Genomic DNA, 15778 nt, shown 5'->3' with positions numbered 1-15778 from the left:
ATGCATGATTGAAGCCGATCGTCTGGTCTCGCCGGGCTCCGTCAATGAAGAAGAACTCGTTGACCGCGCTATACGTCCAAAACTGCTGCAAGAGTATGTGGGCCAGCCGGTGGTGCGCGAGCAGATGGAAATTTTTATCCAGGCGGCCAAAATGCGCGGGGATGCGCTCGACCACCTGTTGATCTTCGGCCCGCCGGGACTGGGGAAAACCACGCTGGCCAATATTGTTGCCAATGAGATGGGCGTTAATCTGCGCACCACCTCCGGTCCGGTGCTGGAGAAGGCGGGCGATCTGGCGGCGATGCTGACCAACCTGGAGCCTCACGATGTGCTCTTTATCGATGAGATCCACCGTCTCTCGCCGGTGGTGGAGGAAGTGCTCTATCCGGCGATGGAAGATTATCAGCTCGATATCATGATCGGGGAGGGGCCAGCCGCCCGCTCCATCAAGCTGGATCTGCCCCCTTTTACGCTGATTGGCGCGACAACCCGTGCAGGTTCTCTGACCTCGCCACTGCGCGATCGGTTTGGCATCGTTCAGCGGCTTGAGTTTTACCGGGTGGAAGATCTGCAGCATATCGTCGGACGCAGCGCCGCCTGCCTGGGCCTGCCGCTCAGTGAAGAAGGCGCGCTGGAAGTTGCCCGTCGCTCTCGCGGTACGCCGCGTATCGCTAACCGTCTGCTTCGCCGGGTGCGGGACTTCTCAGAAGTCCGTGCGGCCGGCAGCCTCAGCGGCGAAGTGGCGTCGAAAGCACTGGATATGCTGAGCGTCGATACGGAAGGTTTCGATTATATGGATCGCAAACTCCTGCTGGCCATTATCGATAAATTTACCGGCGGGCCCGTCGGACTGGATAACCTGGCGGCGGCGATTGGCGAAGAGCGTGAAACCATTGAGGATGTGCTGGAACCTTATCTGATCCAGCAGGGATTTATTCAGCGGACGCCGCGTGGACGTATCGCCACCCAGCATGCCTATAAGCATTTCGGCATTACCCGGGAAGAGTAGCTTTAGCGCGAATTCTGCAAAAAACCGGGCTTGCCCGGTTTTTTTATTGTCACCGCAGAGGCGCTGGTTAAGGCGTTATTGCTTAATGCCGGTGCCAGACGCGACGCCACCCAACGCGGCAACCTGTTACTTACTCAGCACTTCCCGGCAGGAAGCGTACGCGCCTGTTCTGGGCATAAAAAAACCGGGATTCCCCGGTTTTTCTGTTAGTGCCACAGACGCGCCGGCTTATGTATCAGCGCGCTGCCTGATGTAGTGGCTTCCGCCAGGCTTCAGATCATCAACCACTATACTGCCGGTTTCTTCACCATGCTGAGCATAAACATCACTGCGGCGCCCAGCACGACGGAAGGGCCGGCAGGCGTGTCATACCAGGCTGAGAACGTCAGCCCTGCCGTAACGGCGGCGATGCCGACCAGCACGGCGATGCCGGCCATCTGCTCCGGCGAACGGGCAAAGCGGCGCGCGGTGGCGGCGGGAATAATCAGCAGCGAGGTAATAATCAGCGCGCCGACAAATTTCATCGCCACGCCGATGGTCAGCGCCGTCACCAGCATCAGCACCAGTTTGGTGCGCTGAATATTGACGCCGTCCACCTGCGCCAGTTCCGGGCTGATGGTCATGGAAAGCAGGGAACGCCAGTTCAGCGCCAGTACCCCCAGCACGATGACCACGCCAATACCGATGGTATAAAGATCGTTAGGGGTAACGGAGAGCAGATCGCCAAACAGGTAAGCCATCAAATCGACCCGAACGTTCGCCATCAGGCTGACCACAACCAGACCCAGCGAGAGCGCACTGTGGGCGAAAATCCCCAGCAGCGTATCGATGGCAAGATGCGGGCGACGCTCCAGCCAGACCAGCGCCAGCGACAGAATCAGCGTGACGGCGATAACGGCATAAAAAGGATTAATGTTCAGCAGCAGGCCAAACGCAACCCCAAGCAGGGAGGCATGGGCCAGGGTGTCACCGAAATAAGACATCCGGCGCCAGACAACGAATGAGCCAAGCGGGCCTGCCGCCAGCGCCAGTAAAAAACCCGCCAGCCAGCCGGGTAACAGAAGTTCGATCACTCGCCTTGTCCTCTGCGTAAAACGATACGGCCCTGTAGGTCGTGACGATGGTTATGATGATGGCGATAGATTGCCAGTTGTTCAGCGCCGCGGGGGCCAAACATGGAGATAAACTCCGGATGCCGGGAAACCGCTTCTGGCGTGCCGGAGCAGCAAATATGCTGATTAAGACAGAGCACTTCATCCGTCTTCGCCATCACCAGATGCAGATCGTGTGAAACCATCAGCACGGCACAGTTCAGTTCCTGACGAAGCTTGTCGATAAGATCGTAAAGCGCCACCTGCCCGTTAACATCAACGCCCTGCGTCGGTTCATCCAGCACCAGCAGCTGAGGTTGATTCAGCAGGGCGCGGGCCAGCAGCACACGCTGCATTTCGCCGCCGGACAATTTTTGCAGCGGCGAACGGATCAACTGGGCGGCGTTGACACGCATGAGTGCAGGCAGGATTTCAGCGCGGCTGACGCCACCGCGCAGCAGCAAAAAGCGCTCAACGGTCAGCGGCAGCGTGGCGTCCAGATGAATTTTTTGCGGCACGTAGCCAATCCGTAGCTGGGCGGGGCGGATCATCTCTCCCCGATCGGGCTGTATTAACCCGAGTACCACGCGTACCAGCGTGGATTTCCCCGCGCCGTTTGGCCCGAGCAGCGTCAGAATACGTCCCGGCTGCAGCGTCAGCGAAACATCCGAAAGCACGCGACGCTGGCCGAAGCTGACGGCTATTTTTTCCAGTGTTATTAGTGAGGGCATAGTCATTATGGGTTGCAGAAGTTTTCGAATGTTATAATATCACACTCCATCGACCTCTCACGATGGAATGACGTATTATGTTACATAAAAATAAGCGCCCGGTTTTACTGCTTTCTGCTTCACTCATTGCCGCTTCGTTTACCGCACCACTCCACGCCGCCGTTGTGGCTTCTATCAAGCCCGTCGGTTTTATCGCTGCCGCCATTGCCGATGGCGTGACCCCGGTCGAAATTCTGCTGCCGGACGGCGCTTCAGCCCACGACTATGCGCTGCGTCCTTCCGACGTCAAACGCTTGCGCCAGGCGGATTTGGTGGTCTGGGTTGGGCCTGAAATGGAGGCTTTTTTACCGAAAACGATCGGGCAACTGCCGGATGATAAATCGCTGGCGCTGGCCGCGTTACCCCAGGTAAAACCGCTGCTGATGAAAGGGACGGAAGAGGAAGAGCATGGCCATGAACATGAGCACGAACATGGCCATGCCGATCATGATGAAGCGGAGCATCATCACCATCATGGCGAATATAATATGCACCTGTGGATGTCCCCTGAGATAGCAAGGCAATCAGCGGTTGCAATCCACGCAAAATTATTGGAACTTATGCCGCAAAGCAGAGACAAATTAGACGCGAACCTGCAGCACTTTGAAGCAGAATTGGCCTCAGCCGATACGCAAATAAAATCTCAGCTTGCGCCGGTGAAAGGTAAGGGGTATTTCGTTTTTCACGATGCTTACAGCTACTTTGAAAAACACTACGGCTTGACGCAGTCTGGTCATTTTACCGTTAACCCTGAGATTCAACCCGGCGCCCAGCGACTTCACCATATTCGAACAGAGTTGGTTGAGCAAAAGGCGGTCTGCGTCTTTGCTGAGCCACAATTCAGGCCGGCCGTCGTTGAAGCCGTTGCCAGAGGAACCAAAGTGCGTTCAGGAACGCTGGATCCGCTGGGAATGGGCATCACACCGGACAGAGACAGCTATGTGACTTTCCTCGCACAGTTGTCCAGCCAGTTTGCGAGCTGCCTGAAGGAGCCCAAAGGAACATAATACGTGCAGCAAATTGCCCGCGCTGTCGCCATGGCGTTTAACACATTGCCGAGAACCCACCGCATCATGCTGGGTTCGCTTACCGTTGTTACCCTGGCCGTCTCGGTATGGCGGCCTTACGTCTATCATCCCGTCAGCAACAGTCCGATCGTAAAAACGGTGGAGCTGGAGAAAAATCAGCTGCGTACGCTGCTGCCAGAGGCGAGCGAGCCGATCGATCAGGCGCCGCCGACGCCGGAAGAAGATGTGCCGAAAGATGAAATCGACGAGGATGTGCCGAATGAAACCGGCACCCACGATTACGTGGTCTCATCAGGGGATACCTTAAGTAGCGTCCTCAATCAGTATGGCATTGATATGGGCGTGATTAGCCAGCTGGTTAAAGTCGATAACGATCTGCGCAACCTGCGGGTGGGTCAGCAGCTCTCCTGGACGCTGACCGACGATGGTCAGCTACAGCGCTTAAGCTGGGAGACATCCCGTCGGGAAACGCGAATTTACGATCGTTTCGGTGACGGTTTTAAATCCTCTTCCGAAATTCAGAAAGGCGAATGGCAAAACAGCGTGCTCGCCGGCACCGTCAACGGAAGCTTTGTTTCCAGCGCCCGTCAGGCGGGGCTTTCCGGTGGCGAGATCAGCGCCGTGATCAAGGCGCTGCAGTGGCAGCTCGACTTCCGTAAGCTGCGTAAAGGCGATCGCTTCTCCGTGCTGATGTCGCGTGAAATGCTGGACGGCAAGAGTGAACAGAGCCATCTGGCCGGTGTCCGGCTGCAAAGCGGCGGCAAAGATTACTATGCTATCCGCGCGGAAGACGGCAAATTCTACGACCGCAGCGGTTCCGGGCTGGCGCGTGGCTTTATGCGTTTTCCGACGGTTAAGCAGTATCGCGTCTCCTCTAACTTTAATCCGCGTCGCGTGAATCCGGTTACGGGCCGCGTAGCGCCGCACAGAGGCGTCGATTTTGCCGTACCGATTGGCACCCCGGTGCTGGCGGTGGGCGATGGTGAAGTGATCGTTGCCAAACGCAGCGGCGGCGCAGGAAACTACATCGCGGTCCGTCACGGTCGTCAGTATATGACCCGCTATATGCACCTGAAAAAGCTGCTGGTGAAACCTGGGCAGAAAGTGAAGCGCGGCGATCGTATTGGCCTCACCGGCAATACCGGGCGTTCAACCGGCCCGCATTTGCACTATGAAATCTGGATCAACAATCAGGCGGTCAATCCACTGACGGCGAAACTGCCGAGAATGGAAGGGCTGACGGGCAAAGATCGCAGCGACTATCTGGCGCGCGTTCGCGAGGTGACGCCGAAGCTCAAACTGCAATAAGCGGCTCTGGGCGTTATTCAAGGCCGACGGGGTTTCCCCGCCGGCTTTTTCTTTTTATCAGCGAAATGATGCGGGCATTGCAAAATTGCCCGCCGGCACTATCATTAGCCGGTTATTGTTCGAGGCGAGTGCATGGAAAACCGAAAAAAAAGCAGCAGTGAGTTTATTCCCGTCTTCAAAAAGTCCTTTCTGTTGCCGCGTCACTGGGGAGACTGGCTGGGCACCAGCGCCTGTGCTGCGCTGGCCTGGGTACCCGGCCGGATGCGCGATCCGCTGCTGGGCGCGCTGGGTCGCTTCGCCGGTAAATATGCCAGAAGCGCGCGGCGTCGCGCCCAGATTAACCTTTTCTACTGTATGCCGGCGCTTTCTGAAGAGGCCAGGGAAAAGCTGATTGATGAGATGTTCGCTGCGGCGCCTCAGGCGATTGTGATGATGGCGGAAGTCGCGCTACGTCCGGAACGGGCGCTGCCGAAAATTGTCTGGCATAACCGTGAAATCATCGATCGCCTGCGTGAAGAAGGGCAGAACGTTATTTTGCTGGTTCCCCACGGCTGGGCCGTGGATATTCCTGCCATGGCGCTGGCGGCAGAAGGGCAGAACGTTGCCGCCATGTTTAACCATCAGCGCAATCCGCTGCTGGATTACGTCTGGAACGCCGTCCGGCGTCGCTTTGGCGGGCGGTTGCACTCCCGCGATAACGGCATCAAGCCGTTTATCTCATCCATTCGTCAGGGTTACTGGGGGTATTATCTGCCCGATCAGGATCACGGGCCGGAACAGAGCGAATTTGTCGATTTCTTTGCCACCTATAAGGCCACGCTGCCTGCGGTTGGCCGGTTGATGAAGGTCTGTCGCGCCCGCGTTGTGCCATTATTTCCGGTCTATGATGGTAAAAAACACAGCCTGGAAATTCATCTTCGTCCGCCAATGGACGATTTAGTCGATGCTGATGATGCGACGCTGGCGCGACGCATGAATGAAGAGGTGGAGCATCTTGTCAGGCCGAATCCGGAACAATATACCTGGATACTCAAGCTGCTGAAGACGCGTAAAGAGGGCGATACCGAACCCTATAAACGCAAGGATCTCTATCCTAAATAATCGGCGGTGCTGGCAAAGCGTAAACGGGCGGCAGTGAGCCGCCCGTTTTTTATCTCTACAGTAAACCCCCAGCCAGACTGGGGGATCCCGTAACGCTTTCAGCTTTAGGGCAGTTAGTAAAGATTTAGTGGAGCTGGCTGCGGCGCTGGCGTTCACGCAGGAAGGCGCTGACCAGCACAAACCACACCACTCCACAGGCGAGATTCACCAGGCTGAACCAGAGCGCGCCGCCGCTGAAATAAGCGCCTTTTGCAGCTTCAATCCCCAGCGCAAAAACCACAATGCTGACCATACCCAGCATGGCGGCCACGCTGCCTTTCCCCGCGTTGCTGGAAAACAGCGTCAGGCGATAAAGCCCCGCGTTGACCAGGCCCGTGCCAAAACCATAAAGGCTCAGGCCAGCCGTCAGCCAGAGATAGCTGTGCGTATCAATGGCGCTGCTGGCGACCGACAGCGCCAGTCCGGCCAGGATTGGCCAGGCGCCAAGCCGCAGCGGCCGGTCGATCGGCAGACGGCTGGCGAGGCGGCCAAGCGTCAGGTTACCGGCAATCATCGCCACAAAAACCGGGAGCTGTAACAGCGCATAGTCCATCCGGCTCAGCCCTTCGTCATGGATCAGAATAACCGGCGAGAGGGCAACCCAGGCGAGGCAGGGTATGGTTACCAGTCCGATCGCCAGCGAGCCGCTCATAATCTGCCGGTCCGTTGCCAGCGCAAGGTAGCCTTTGCCCAGTGACCGGAGGGAAAGCGAGGTATTTCTGTCGCCCGACGTCTCCGGCATGGTGCGCCACAAACCGATCAGCGCCACGGCGGTGACGGCGGCGAACAGCCAGAACATGGTCCGCCACTCTCCCACCGTCAGAAACGCCGCACCTGCCAGCGGACCAGCCAGCGGCGCAATCAGCGCAACGTTGGCCATCAGCGCCATAATTTTGACGCTCAGCGATTCATCAAAGGCTTCCTGAATAGCCGCATAGCCGACAGCGCCAATAAAGCAGAGGCTGATCCCCTGTAAAAAACGCACCAGGATAAACTGCTCAATACTCTGTACCCAGTGTGTCGCGATGCAGGTCAGCATAAAGAAAACCACCCCGGTGAGCATGACCGGACGACGGCCCAGCTTGTCGGAGAGCGGGCCGAGCAGCCATTGCAGCACCATTCCACCCACCAGGTAGGCGGTCAGCGAGGCTGAAACCCATTCCGGGCCGACATTAAATTCATCGGTGACCAGCAGCATGCCCGGCTGGATCATATCGTGAGCAATGTAGGTGGCGAACTCAAACAGCACCAGCGACAGCGGGAAAATCAGGTGCCGAGGGGTCAGACTCGACACGGGAACAAAAAGAGACATTCTGGATCCCTGTGAATGAAAGGAAAAAACGCGGTCACCGAAGTGACCGCGTCAACATACACCAGTTTGATGTCATTCTGACGAATTATCTAGCGCCAGGCGGCGACAGGGTTCACCAGTGTGCCGGCGAATTTCAGGTTTTCCGCCGGATCGGTAAGGTTAATCATCTGCTGATTGTTGGCGAGCTGCAGCCGGTTCAGGCAGGAGCGCGTAAATTCAGGCGCAAACAGATCGTAGCGGGCAAATTTAGCGGCGTGCTGTGGATGCGCCTCCTGATACGTTTTGATACAGCGGGCAACCGCCTGCCAGAAATGCGCTTCCGGCAGCGTACCGGACTCATCGAGCGTCGCGCTGATAAAGCGGAAGATACAGTCAAAGACATCCGTAAAGATCGACAGCAGTTTGAGTTCTTCAGGTACCGAGACTGCCAGACGCTCCACCTTTTCAGGCAGGATCGCATCGGGATTCATCACCGCAATCTCTTCGCCAATATCTTTCATATAGGCGCTGACCGGCACATTGTTTTCAAACAGCAGGATCAGGTTCTCGCCGTGCGGCATAAAGACCAGATCGTACTGATAGAAGCAGTGCAGTAGCGGGCTGAGATAGCATGTCAGATAGCGGCTAATCCATTCCTCTGCGGGCAGACCGGAATCGGCAATCAGCGCAGGAAGCAGCGCCTGCTGATGGTGATCGACATGCAGCAGGGAGGCCATGGTCATCAGGCGCTGGCCTGGCTTAAGCGCCGCCACCGGATTATCGCGCCACAGCGCGGCGAACATTTTTTTATAAGCGGAATCCCCCTGAATAGCGCGCTCGTAATAGCGGTTGTGATAGCCAATGGCCGCGACCTCACGCAATACGCGAAAACCGCAGCGCTGGAGCCAGGTATCCTTTGTGACCAGCGCCGCCAGCCATTCGTTAATCGCAGGCGTGGTGGCCATATAATAGGGCGACAGGCCGCGCATAAAGCCCATATTCAGCACCGACAGGGCGGTTTTTACGTAGCGCCGCGCGGGCTGGCTCCGGTTAAAGAAAGTACGGATCGACTGCTGAGCCTGATACTGGTCCTCGCCTGTGCCGAGATAGACAATATCGCAGCTGGCAATATCAGGCGCAAAGACGGTCAGCAATTTATTCTGCCACTGCCAGGGATGAACCGGCATAAAGAGATAATCATCCGGCGATAACCCTTTCGCCACCAGCTGCCCGTTAAATTCCGTTATCGTGGCCTCGCCAAGCTCCTCACGCATCAGTTGTTCATAATCCAGATGACTCAGACTTGAGAAGTGGGCATTGCGCAGGTGAACGGCCACCCAGACCAGGTTGATAGGGCTGGCGGCTTCCGGCGCGTAAGCCAGATAATCCCTGGCATCAAATCCTATTCTGCCGTTGTTGGCGACAAAGCAGGGATGGCCTTCAGTCATGGCGGCTTCCACCGTCTGAAAATCAGCCTTCACCAGTGCAGCGCTGTCGGGATTGTTTTTTTGCAGTTTATAAACGCTGCTGCACAGGGTGCTGGTGATCTCTTCCATATAGGTCGCCAGCATGGCGGGTGGAATGCCGATCTGTTCACTGAACTCAATGATGAACTGCAGCGCGTCCAGTGGCAGAGGACGCCCGTTCTCCTGTTTGCTCAGGGAGGCAGCATCAATTTCCCAGTGATCCAGCGCAAGCCGGCGTGCTTTGAAGCGATACACCGCTTCGCCTGCCGGGACGGCCAGCGAGAACGCGTTATCCTGCTGACGGGGATCGATAAGCCGCTCATGGGCAAATTCCGCTATCGCTTTACGGATCAGCATGCGGTTGGCCTGGGCCCAGTTATCACCCGCGAGATGGGTGCCGCTAAGCAGCGGAGAGGTAGTGTTCATGTTCGCTGTTTCCTGCATAAGAGAGTGCTGATAATCGTCACGCTGGCAAAACGCCAGCCACGCGGTTTTATGGCCCATATCAATCTTCTGCTGATAGCGGAACCCGGCACGTTTGTTCAGACGATGGATTTTTTCATTTCGTACATCCGGCTCGACGACCACGCGTCTGACCGCAGGCTGGCTGAACAGGTAGTCCATCACCAGGGTGAAAACCTGCCAGCTGAACTGTCTGACCGGGCTGGTCGCGGGCGCGATTAAGATGTGCATACCGTAATCGCCAGGCTGAACCGGATAAAACCTCGCAACTTCATCCTCTGAAGCCTGATAGATCTCGGTCAGGAAAACCGGTTCGCCATCGCAGCAGCCCAGCAGCGCAGCGCCGGGATCTTTTGCGGTCAGCGCCTGATAGAAGGCGGCTACCTGCTCCAGGCTCTCATTTTGCATTCCCCAGAAGCGGGCGTAATCGCGCGTCACCCAGCTATGGATAAGCGGAGCGTCCTCTGCGGTCAGGGGACGCAAGGTAAACAGGCCTGCAGGACGCAGGGCGGTATAGCGGGAAGTCTGCTTCATATTAGCGATCCGATAGTGCGGGAAAAGTCTGGAAGGCGATCTGCCGCTCGACGGGATAAATTTCCCGGCCAGTCAGCTCACGCAGGATGACCGAGTTGCGGTAACAGGCCATGCCCAAATCGGGCGTGACGAAGCCGTGGGTATGCAGCTCTGCATTCTGGACAAAAACCTTGTTGTGATGGTCGATACTGTAGTTGCGCTGTACGTCGTAACGCCCCTTATCATCCCAGCGCAGGCGCGGTGCGATGCCTTCAATAAATATCGGTGGCCGGTACTGATAGCCTGTCGCCATGACCACACCTTCGGTATGGCGGGTATAGCTGCACGCCTGTTCCTGCTGGTAAAGCGCAAGCTCAAATTCTCCTTCGGGCAGCCAGCGCATATCGGTCAGTTCGGAATGGGTAAAGAGGTTGACGTTAAGATCGCCATCGAGCTGTTTCACATACATCAGATCGTAGATAGCGTTGATCAGGCTGCTGTTAATACCCTTGTAGAGATTCTTCTGACAGGCGTTCAGTTCATCGCGCTTCGCGGACGGCAGGGCGTGGAAATAATCAATCCATTCCGGTGAGGTCATTTCCAGCGTCAGCTTGGTATATTCCAGCGGGTAGAAGCGCGGCGCCCGGGTTATCCAGTTCAGCTGATAGCCACAGCGGTCGATATCGCCCAGCAGGTCGTAGAAAATTTCGGCGGCGCTCTGTCCGCTGCCGACGACGGTGACTGAACGCTTGCTCTGAAGGTCAGCTTTGTTGCGCAGATACTCACCGGAATGGGTGATCCGATCCTGATAGGGACGACTGCAAGGCGGCATCCAGGCGCCGGGGCCGGTGCCCAGCACGAGCTGGCGCGTCAGCCACTCCTGCTGCTCGCCGCTTTGCGTCTGAATCGTGCGGACCCGGTAGCACGCAAGCTCACTGTCATAGCTGACGTACTCAGCGCGGGTATTCCAGCGCAGGTTGCTGAGCTGTGAGCAGGCCCACTGGCAATACTGGTTGTACTCCTTGCGCATCAGGAAAAAATCTTCGCGAATATAGAAGGCGTAAAGCTTCCCTTTCTGCTTCATATAATTCAGCAGGCTGTAAGGGCTGGTGGGATCGGCCAGCGTCACCAGATCGGCCATAAACGGCGTCTGGAGATGGGCGCTTTCCAGCATCATGCCGGTGTGCCAGTCAAAGCCGGGGTTCTGGTCGAGAAACACGCCGTTCAACCCCTCAACCGGTTCGCTCAGGCAGGCCAGGCCCAGATTAAAAGGTCCGATACCAATGCCGATAAAATCATAAACTGTGTTCATGCTATCCCTCACTGATTGGCCGCGTTCAGCACGGTGGAATGGGCCTGCTCGCGGCCATAATGGACCACCAGCGCGATCACATCTTCGAGATCGCTCACCGTGGTCGTTGGGTTTAACAGGGTGAATTTCAGATACTGACGGCCATCCACTTTGGTTCCGGCGATGACGGCATTACCGGATCGGAACAGCGCTTTACGGATAGCCGCATTAATTTCATCAACCCGCGCATCGCTCATGCCGGGCCTTGGGATATAGCGGAAAATTTGCGTGGTCAGCTCTGGCGCATGCAGCGTTTCAATTGACGGGTGCGCGCGCAGCAGCTGGTGGCAGGCGTGCGTTAAGGCGATCAGGCTGTCAAACGCCTCGCCCAGCGCGGCCGGGCCCATAATCCGCAGCGTCAGCCACATCTTCAGCGCGTCGAAGCGACGGGTCGTCTGGATACTTTTGTTGACCAGATTGGGCGTGCCTTCCTGCTGCGCGCTGAGCGGGTTGAGATAGTCGGCATGGTGGGTAACGTGACTGAGATGCTGCCGGTCACGGACAAAAAAGGCGCCACAGCTGACGCTCTGGAAAAACGATTTGTGATAATCGACGGTAACGGAGTCGGCGCATTCGATCCCGGCGAGGCGTGCGCGGTGGTGTTCAGAGACCAGCAGGCCGCAGCCATACGCGGCATCGACATGCATCCACAAGCCATAATGCTGGCAAAGCATGGCGATATCCTGCAGAGGATCGATGCTGCCAAAGTCAGTGGTGCCGCTGGTGGCGACAATCGCCATCGGGATCAGGCCTTCCTGCAGGGCGTCCTGAATCGCCTTTTCAAGCAGCGTCGCATCCATACGGTAGTGCTCATCGTAATCCACCGGAATAACCGCATCGTAGCCCAGACCCAGGATGGCCATCGACTTCTGGATGCTGAAATGGCTGAGTTTCGAGGTGAACACGCGCCATTTGCTCGCCTCTGGCGGCAGGCCCTGCTGTTTAATCAGGCGCCCCGGATGATGAGCCGCGCACCAGCTGTCGCGCGCCAGCAGCATTGCCATCAGATTCGACTGCGTTCCCCCGCTGGTAAAAATCCCGTCAGAGGTGGCGGGCAGGCCGATGCGCTGAAGCGTCCAGTCAATCACCTTCTGCTCAATCAGCGTACCGCCCGCGCTCTGATCCCAGGTATCCACCGAGCTATTGATCACGGCCATAACCTGTTCCGCCAGGATCGAAGGAAGCACCACCGGACAGTTAAGATGCGCCACATATTTGGGATGGTGGAAAAAGACGGCATCACGGAGGTAGAGCGTTTTCAGTTCCGCCAGTGCCGCTTCATTGCTGCCCAGAGGCCGATCCAGATCGACCTGGCCGAAGGCAGGGACAAGCTCCTGCGGCAGAATGCCGCTGAAAGGTTTTTCCACGTCGTTTAACGTATCGGTCAGCAGCGACACAACCGCCTGCGTTTGTACTTCCCAGGCCGCCAGCTGTCGCTTATTGAAAATAAATTTCTGGTGGCCGGCCATACCGGAAGGGCGGGGCCGTTGAGGTTCCTGCTGAGCTTGCGTACGTAAAACCATATCAATTCCTTAAATCAGAGACGTAAAAAGCCCTGCCGCCCGGACAACAGGGCAGCGTGATGCACCTGACGACGCGTCGTTAGTTCAGGTTTGTTAATGCTTTGTGGCGGATGCCAAAAACGATGGGCGTTGCCCGTTCAGCGATTCTGATTGTGTAAACCTAAAGAAACTCCATCTTGTAGGGGATTGTGGCATGCCTGTGTCAGTTGTTAATGAGTATGAGATTATAAATAGTAATCATTATCATTCAATAGGATTGATATGGCAGTTTTGTTATAAGTAGTGTTAATGTTATTTGTGTGATGTGGATCACATTTCCGAGGTGTGTAGCGGAACTTAGGTGGCGGATGTGGGGGGAAGGAAATCAAGCCGATTGGGCCTTACGGCCCAATCAAAGTGAGGTTATTCGACTCGCAGAACGCGGCTGGTATTCGTTGTGCCGGTCGTACTCATCACGTCACCCTGAGTGACGATAACCAGATCGCCAGACATCAGGAATCCTTTGTCGCGCAGCAGATTGATTGCATCATGCGCGGCAGCGACGCCATCGCTGTTGCTGTCAAAGAAGACCGGCGTGACGCCACGATAGAGCGCGGTCAGGTTCAGCGTGCGCTCATGGCGGGACATGGCAAAGATCGGCAGGCCGGAAGTAATGCGTGAAGTCATCAGCGCGGTTCGCCCCGACTCGGTCATGGTGATAATGGCCGTCACGCCCTGCAGATGGTTAGCCGCATACATGGCGGACATCGCAATAGCCTCTTCGATATTATCGAACTGCACGTCCAGGCGGTGTTTGGAGACGTTAATGCTGGGGATCTTTTCCGCGCCGAGGCAGACCTTCGCCATCGCCGTGACGGTTTCTGCCGGATACTGGCCTGCTGCCGTTTCTGCAGAAAGCATGACGGCATCGGTGCCATCCAGAACGGCGTTGGCCACGTCCATCACTTCCGCCCGCGTCGGCATCGGGTTAGTGATCATCGACTCCATCATCTGCGTGGCGGTGATGACCGAACGGTTCAGCTGGCGCGCACGACGGATCAGCGCTTTCTGGATACCGACCAGTTCAGGATCGCCAATTTCCACGCCCAGATCGCCACGGGCAACCATCACCACGTCGGAGGCCAGAATAATGTCGTCCATCGCCTCCTGAGTGGCGACCGCCTCTGCGCGCTCGACTTTCGCCACAATCTTCGCATCGCAGCCTGCATCTCGTGCCAGGCGACGGGCGTAGTTCAGATCCTCGCCGCAGCGGGGAAAGGAGACCGCCAGATAGTCGCAGCTGATTTTGGCGGCAGTCAGAATATCCGCTTTATCTTTTTCCGTCAGCGCTTCCGCAGAGAGGCCGCCGCCAAGTTTATTGATGCCTTTATTGTTTGACAGCGGGCCGCCAACCGTCACCTCCGTGAACACCTTCATGCCCTGTACTTCCAGCACCTTAAGCTGTACGCGTCCATCATCAAGCAGCAGAATGTCACCGGGCACCACGTCAGCAGGCAACCCTTTGTAATCAATACCGACTTTTTCTTTATCGCCTTCGCCTTTACCCAGGCTGGCATCCAGCAGAAAACGCTCGCCGATGCTCAGGAAAACCTTGCCTTCTTTGAAGGTGGAGACGCGGATTTTTGGACCCTGCAGATCGCCGAGGATAGCAACGTGTCGTCCCAGCTTCGCCGCAATTTCCCGGACTTTATTGGCGCGCAGCAGATGATCTTCTGCCGTGCCATGTGAGAAGTTCAGTCGAACAACATTGGCGCCAGCAGCGATGATTTTTTCGAGGTTGTTATCACGATCGGTTGCCGGGCCCAGGGTGGTTACGATTTTGGTTCTTCTGAGACGTCTTGACATGTATGACTCCGTTGACTTTGAAAAGGCATTGCAGGCGCAATCCCTGAAAAGGTTCATGCTGTTTTATCAGCCAGGGCCGCTGAAGCTGGCCACTGGCAGTCATTCATCGTGTTCGGACGAGCAGGGGATCGGATGCTTCTTTATCGAGTCGTGACTCTTTCAGCGCGGTTTTCACCCTTTTGAGATTGTCGCGAAATTTACTCCCGCGACGCAGGGTAAACCCGGTGGCCAGCACGTCGATTAAGGTCAGCTGCGCCAGCCTGGAAACCATCGGCATATAAATGTCGGTGTCTTCAGGGATATCCAGCGTCAACGCCAGCGTGGCTTCCTGCGCCAGGGGTGAACCCGGCGAGGTGATCGCCAGCACGGCGGCATCATTTTCCCGCGCAAGCTGGGCCAGTTCGACCATATATTTGGTGCGGCCCGTATGGGAAATCAGCACCACCACGTCGCCTTCCGCACCATTAATGCAGCTCATACGCTGCATCACAATATCATCGGAATAGATAACCGGCACATTGAAGCGAAAAAATTTATTCATCGCATCATGCGCAACGGCCGCTGAGGCGCCAAGGCCAAAAAAGGCAATTTTTTTCGACTGGGTCAGTAAATCGACCGCCCGGTTAATGGCGCTGGCATCAAGACTATTCTTTACATGGTCGAGCGACGCCATTGTGGACTCAAAGATCTTGGCTGAATAGGCCTCAACGCTGTCATTCTCCTCGACGTGACGGCTGACATAGGGCGTACCGTTAGCAAGGCTCTGCGCCAGTTGCAGCTTGAAGTCCGGAAACCCTTTGGTCTGTAAACGGTGACAGAAGCGGTTAACGGTCGGTTCGCTCACGCCCGCTTCCCGGGCTAACAACGCGATGCTGGCGTGGATAGCAGAGCCGGGCGACGCCAGAATGACCTCCGCCACTTTACGCTCGGATTTGCTAAGGTGTTCCAGGCTTGTCTGGATTTTTTCCAGCATATTCATAA

At 56.5% G+C, this 15778-nt stretch carries 12 protein-coding genes; 4 read left to right on the top strand and 8 right to left on the bottom strand.

Features of this window, described 5'->3' with window-relative positions; all coding sequences use genetic code 11:
* The first annotated feature begins 4 nt into the window (after positions 1-4).
* Complete coding sequence (gene ruvB / locus EA20_RS0118950) at positions 5-1009, top strand: Holliday junction branch migration DNA helicase RuvB (protein ID WP_024968332.1); 1005 nt, start codon at positions 5-7, stop codon at positions 1007-1009.
* A 287-nt stretch (positions 1010-1296) separates the two neighbouring features.
* Here ruvB and znuB read toward each other — a convergent pair whose 3' ends face one another.
* Together znuB and znuC are read right to left on the bottom strand one after the other, a co-directional pair.
* On the bottom strand, positions 1297-2082 hold the full coding sequence (gene znuB, locus EA20_RS0118945; RefSeq protein WP_024968331.1) for a zinc ABC transporter permease subunit ZnuB: 786 nt from the start codon (positions 2080-2082) through the stop codon (positions 1297-1299).
* Entirely contained in the window at positions 2079-2831 is a 753-nt protein-coding gene (gene znuC / locus EA20_RS0118940) for a zinc ABC transporter ATP-binding protein ZnuC (RefSeq protein ID WP_024968330.1), read from the bottom strand. The genes znuB and znuC overlap by 4 nt, the downstream gene beginning before the upstream one ends.
* Positions 2832-2908: 77 nt before the next feature.
* Between znuC and znuA the strand changes: the two genes are divergently transcribed.
* The 3 genes from znuA (at position 2909) to lpxM (ending at position 6307) form a co-directional block, all read left to right on the top strand.
* Positions 2909-3877 carry a zinc ABC transporter substrate-binding protein ZnuA gene (gene znuA / locus EA20_RS0118935; protein WP_024968329.1) on the top strand — a complete coding sequence of 323 codons (969 nt, stop codon included), beginning with the start codon at positions 2909-2911 and terminating at the stop codon, positions 3875-3877.
* A gap of 3 nt (positions 3878-3880) precedes the next feature.
* Positions 3881-5206 (top strand): murein DD-endopeptidase MepM, encoded by a 1326-nt coding sequence (gene mepM, locus EA20_RS0118930; protein ID WP_024968328.1) that lies wholly within the window; start codon positions 3881-3883, stop codon positions 5204-5206.
* 132 nt (positions 5207-5338) lie between these two features.
* A complete protein-coding gene (lpxM, locus tag EA20_RS0118925) occupies positions 5339-6307 on the top strand; it encodes a lauroyl-Kdo(2)-lipid IV(A) myristoyltransferase (protein ID WP_024968327.1) in 969 nt (322 codons plus the stop codon).
* Between the two features lie 124 nt (positions 6308-6431).
* Here lpxM and EA20_RS0118920 read toward each other — a convergent pair whose 3' ends face one another.
* From EA20_RS0118920 to EA20_RS0118895, 6 genes are all read right to left on the bottom strand, one after another.
* On the bottom strand, positions 6432-7658 hold the full coding sequence (locus EA20_RS0118920; RefSeq protein ID WP_024968326.1) for an MFS transporter: 1227 nt from the start codon (positions 7656-7658) through the stop codon (positions 6432-6434).
* Positions 7659-7747: 89 nt separating this feature from the next.
* On the bottom strand, positions 7748-10099 hold the full coding sequence (locus tag EA20_RS0118915; RefSeq protein ID WP_024968325.1) for a GNAT family N-acetyltransferase: 2352 nt from the start codon (positions 10097-10099) through the stop codon (positions 7748-7750).
* 1 nt (position 10100) lies between these two features.
* Positions 10101-11390: a lysine N(6)-hydroxylase/L-ornithine N(5)-oxygenase family protein gene (locus EA20_RS0118910; RefSeq protein WP_024968324.1), complete on the bottom strand. Its 1290-nt coding sequence runs from the start codon at positions 11388-11390 to the stop codon at positions 10101-10103.
* Positions 11391-11398: 8 nt separating this feature from the next.
* The gene (locus EA20_RS0118905) at positions 11399-12952 is read right to left on the bottom strand and encodes an aspartate aminotransferase family protein (RefSeq protein WP_024968323.1); all 1554 of its coding nucleotides are present in this window, start codon (positions 12950-12952) and stop codon (positions 11399-11401) included.
* A gap of 402 nt (positions 12953-13354) precedes the next feature.
* Complete coding sequence (gene pyk / locus EA20_RS0118900) at positions 13355-14797, bottom strand: pyruvate kinase (RefSeq protein ID WP_024968322.1); 1443 nt, start codon at positions 14795-14797, stop codon at positions 13355-13357.
* 103 nt (positions 14798-14900) lie between these two features.
* Positions 14901-15776, bottom strand: a complete 876-nt coding sequence (locus EA20_RS0118895) for a MurR/RpiR family transcriptional regulator (protein WP_024968321.1) — start codon at positions 15774-15776, stop codon at positions 14901-14903.
* Between the last annotated feature and the right edge of the window lie 2 nt (positions 15777-15778).

Source organism: Pantoea sp. IMH (genome assembly GCF_000599885.1).
Taxonomy (GTDB): Bacteria; Pseudomonadota; Gammaproteobacteria; order Enterobacterales; family Enterobacteriaceae; genus Erwinia.
Note: the sequence above shows the minus strand (reverse complement) of the source record. Positions and strands in the feature narration are given on the sequence as shown.

What these genes read in the sequence shown, in the direction of transcription:
- ruvB (WP_024968332.1), top strand. Translation starts at nt 5, where the DNA reads ATGATTGAAGCCGATCGTCTGGTCTCGCCGGGCTCCGTCAATGAAGAA.
- znuC (WP_024968330.1), bottom strand. Translation starts at nt 2,831, where the DNA reads ATGCCCTCACTAATAACACTGGAAAAAATAGCCGTCAGCTTCGGCCAG.
- znuA (WP_024968329.1), top strand. Translation starts at nt 2,909, where the DNA reads ATGTTACATAAAAATAAGCGCCCGGTTTTACTGCTTTCTGCTTCACTC.
- lpxM (WP_024968327.1), top strand. Translation starts at nt 5,339, where the DNA reads ATGGAAAACCGAAAAAAAAGCAGCAGTGAGTTTATTCCCGTCTTCAAA.
- EA20_RS0118920 (WP_024968326.1), bottom strand. Translation starts at nt 7,658, where the DNA reads ATGTCTCTTTTTGTTCCCGTGTCGAGTCTGACCCCTCGGCACCTGATT.
- EA20_RS0118915 (WP_024968325.1), bottom strand. Translation starts at nt 10,099, where the DNA reads ATGAAGCAGACTTCCCGCTATACCGCCCTGCGTCCTGCAGGCCTGTTT.
- EA20_RS0118910 (WP_024968324.1), bottom strand. Translation starts at nt 11,390, where the DNA reads ATGAACACAGTTTATGATTTTATCGGCATTGGTATCGGACCTTTTAAT.
- EA20_RS0118905 (WP_024968323.1), bottom strand. Translation starts at nt 12,952, where the DNA reads ATGGTTTTACGTACGCAAGCTCAGCAGGAACCTCAACGGCCCCGCCCT.
- pyk (WP_024968322.1), bottom strand. Translation starts at nt 14,797, where the DNA reads ATGTCAAGACGTCTCAGAAGAACCAAAATCGTAACCACCCTGGGCCCG.
- EA20_RS0118895 (WP_024968321.1), bottom strand. Translation starts at nt 15,776, where the DNA reads ATGAATATGCTGGAAAAAATCCAGACAAGCCTGGAACACCTTAGCAAA.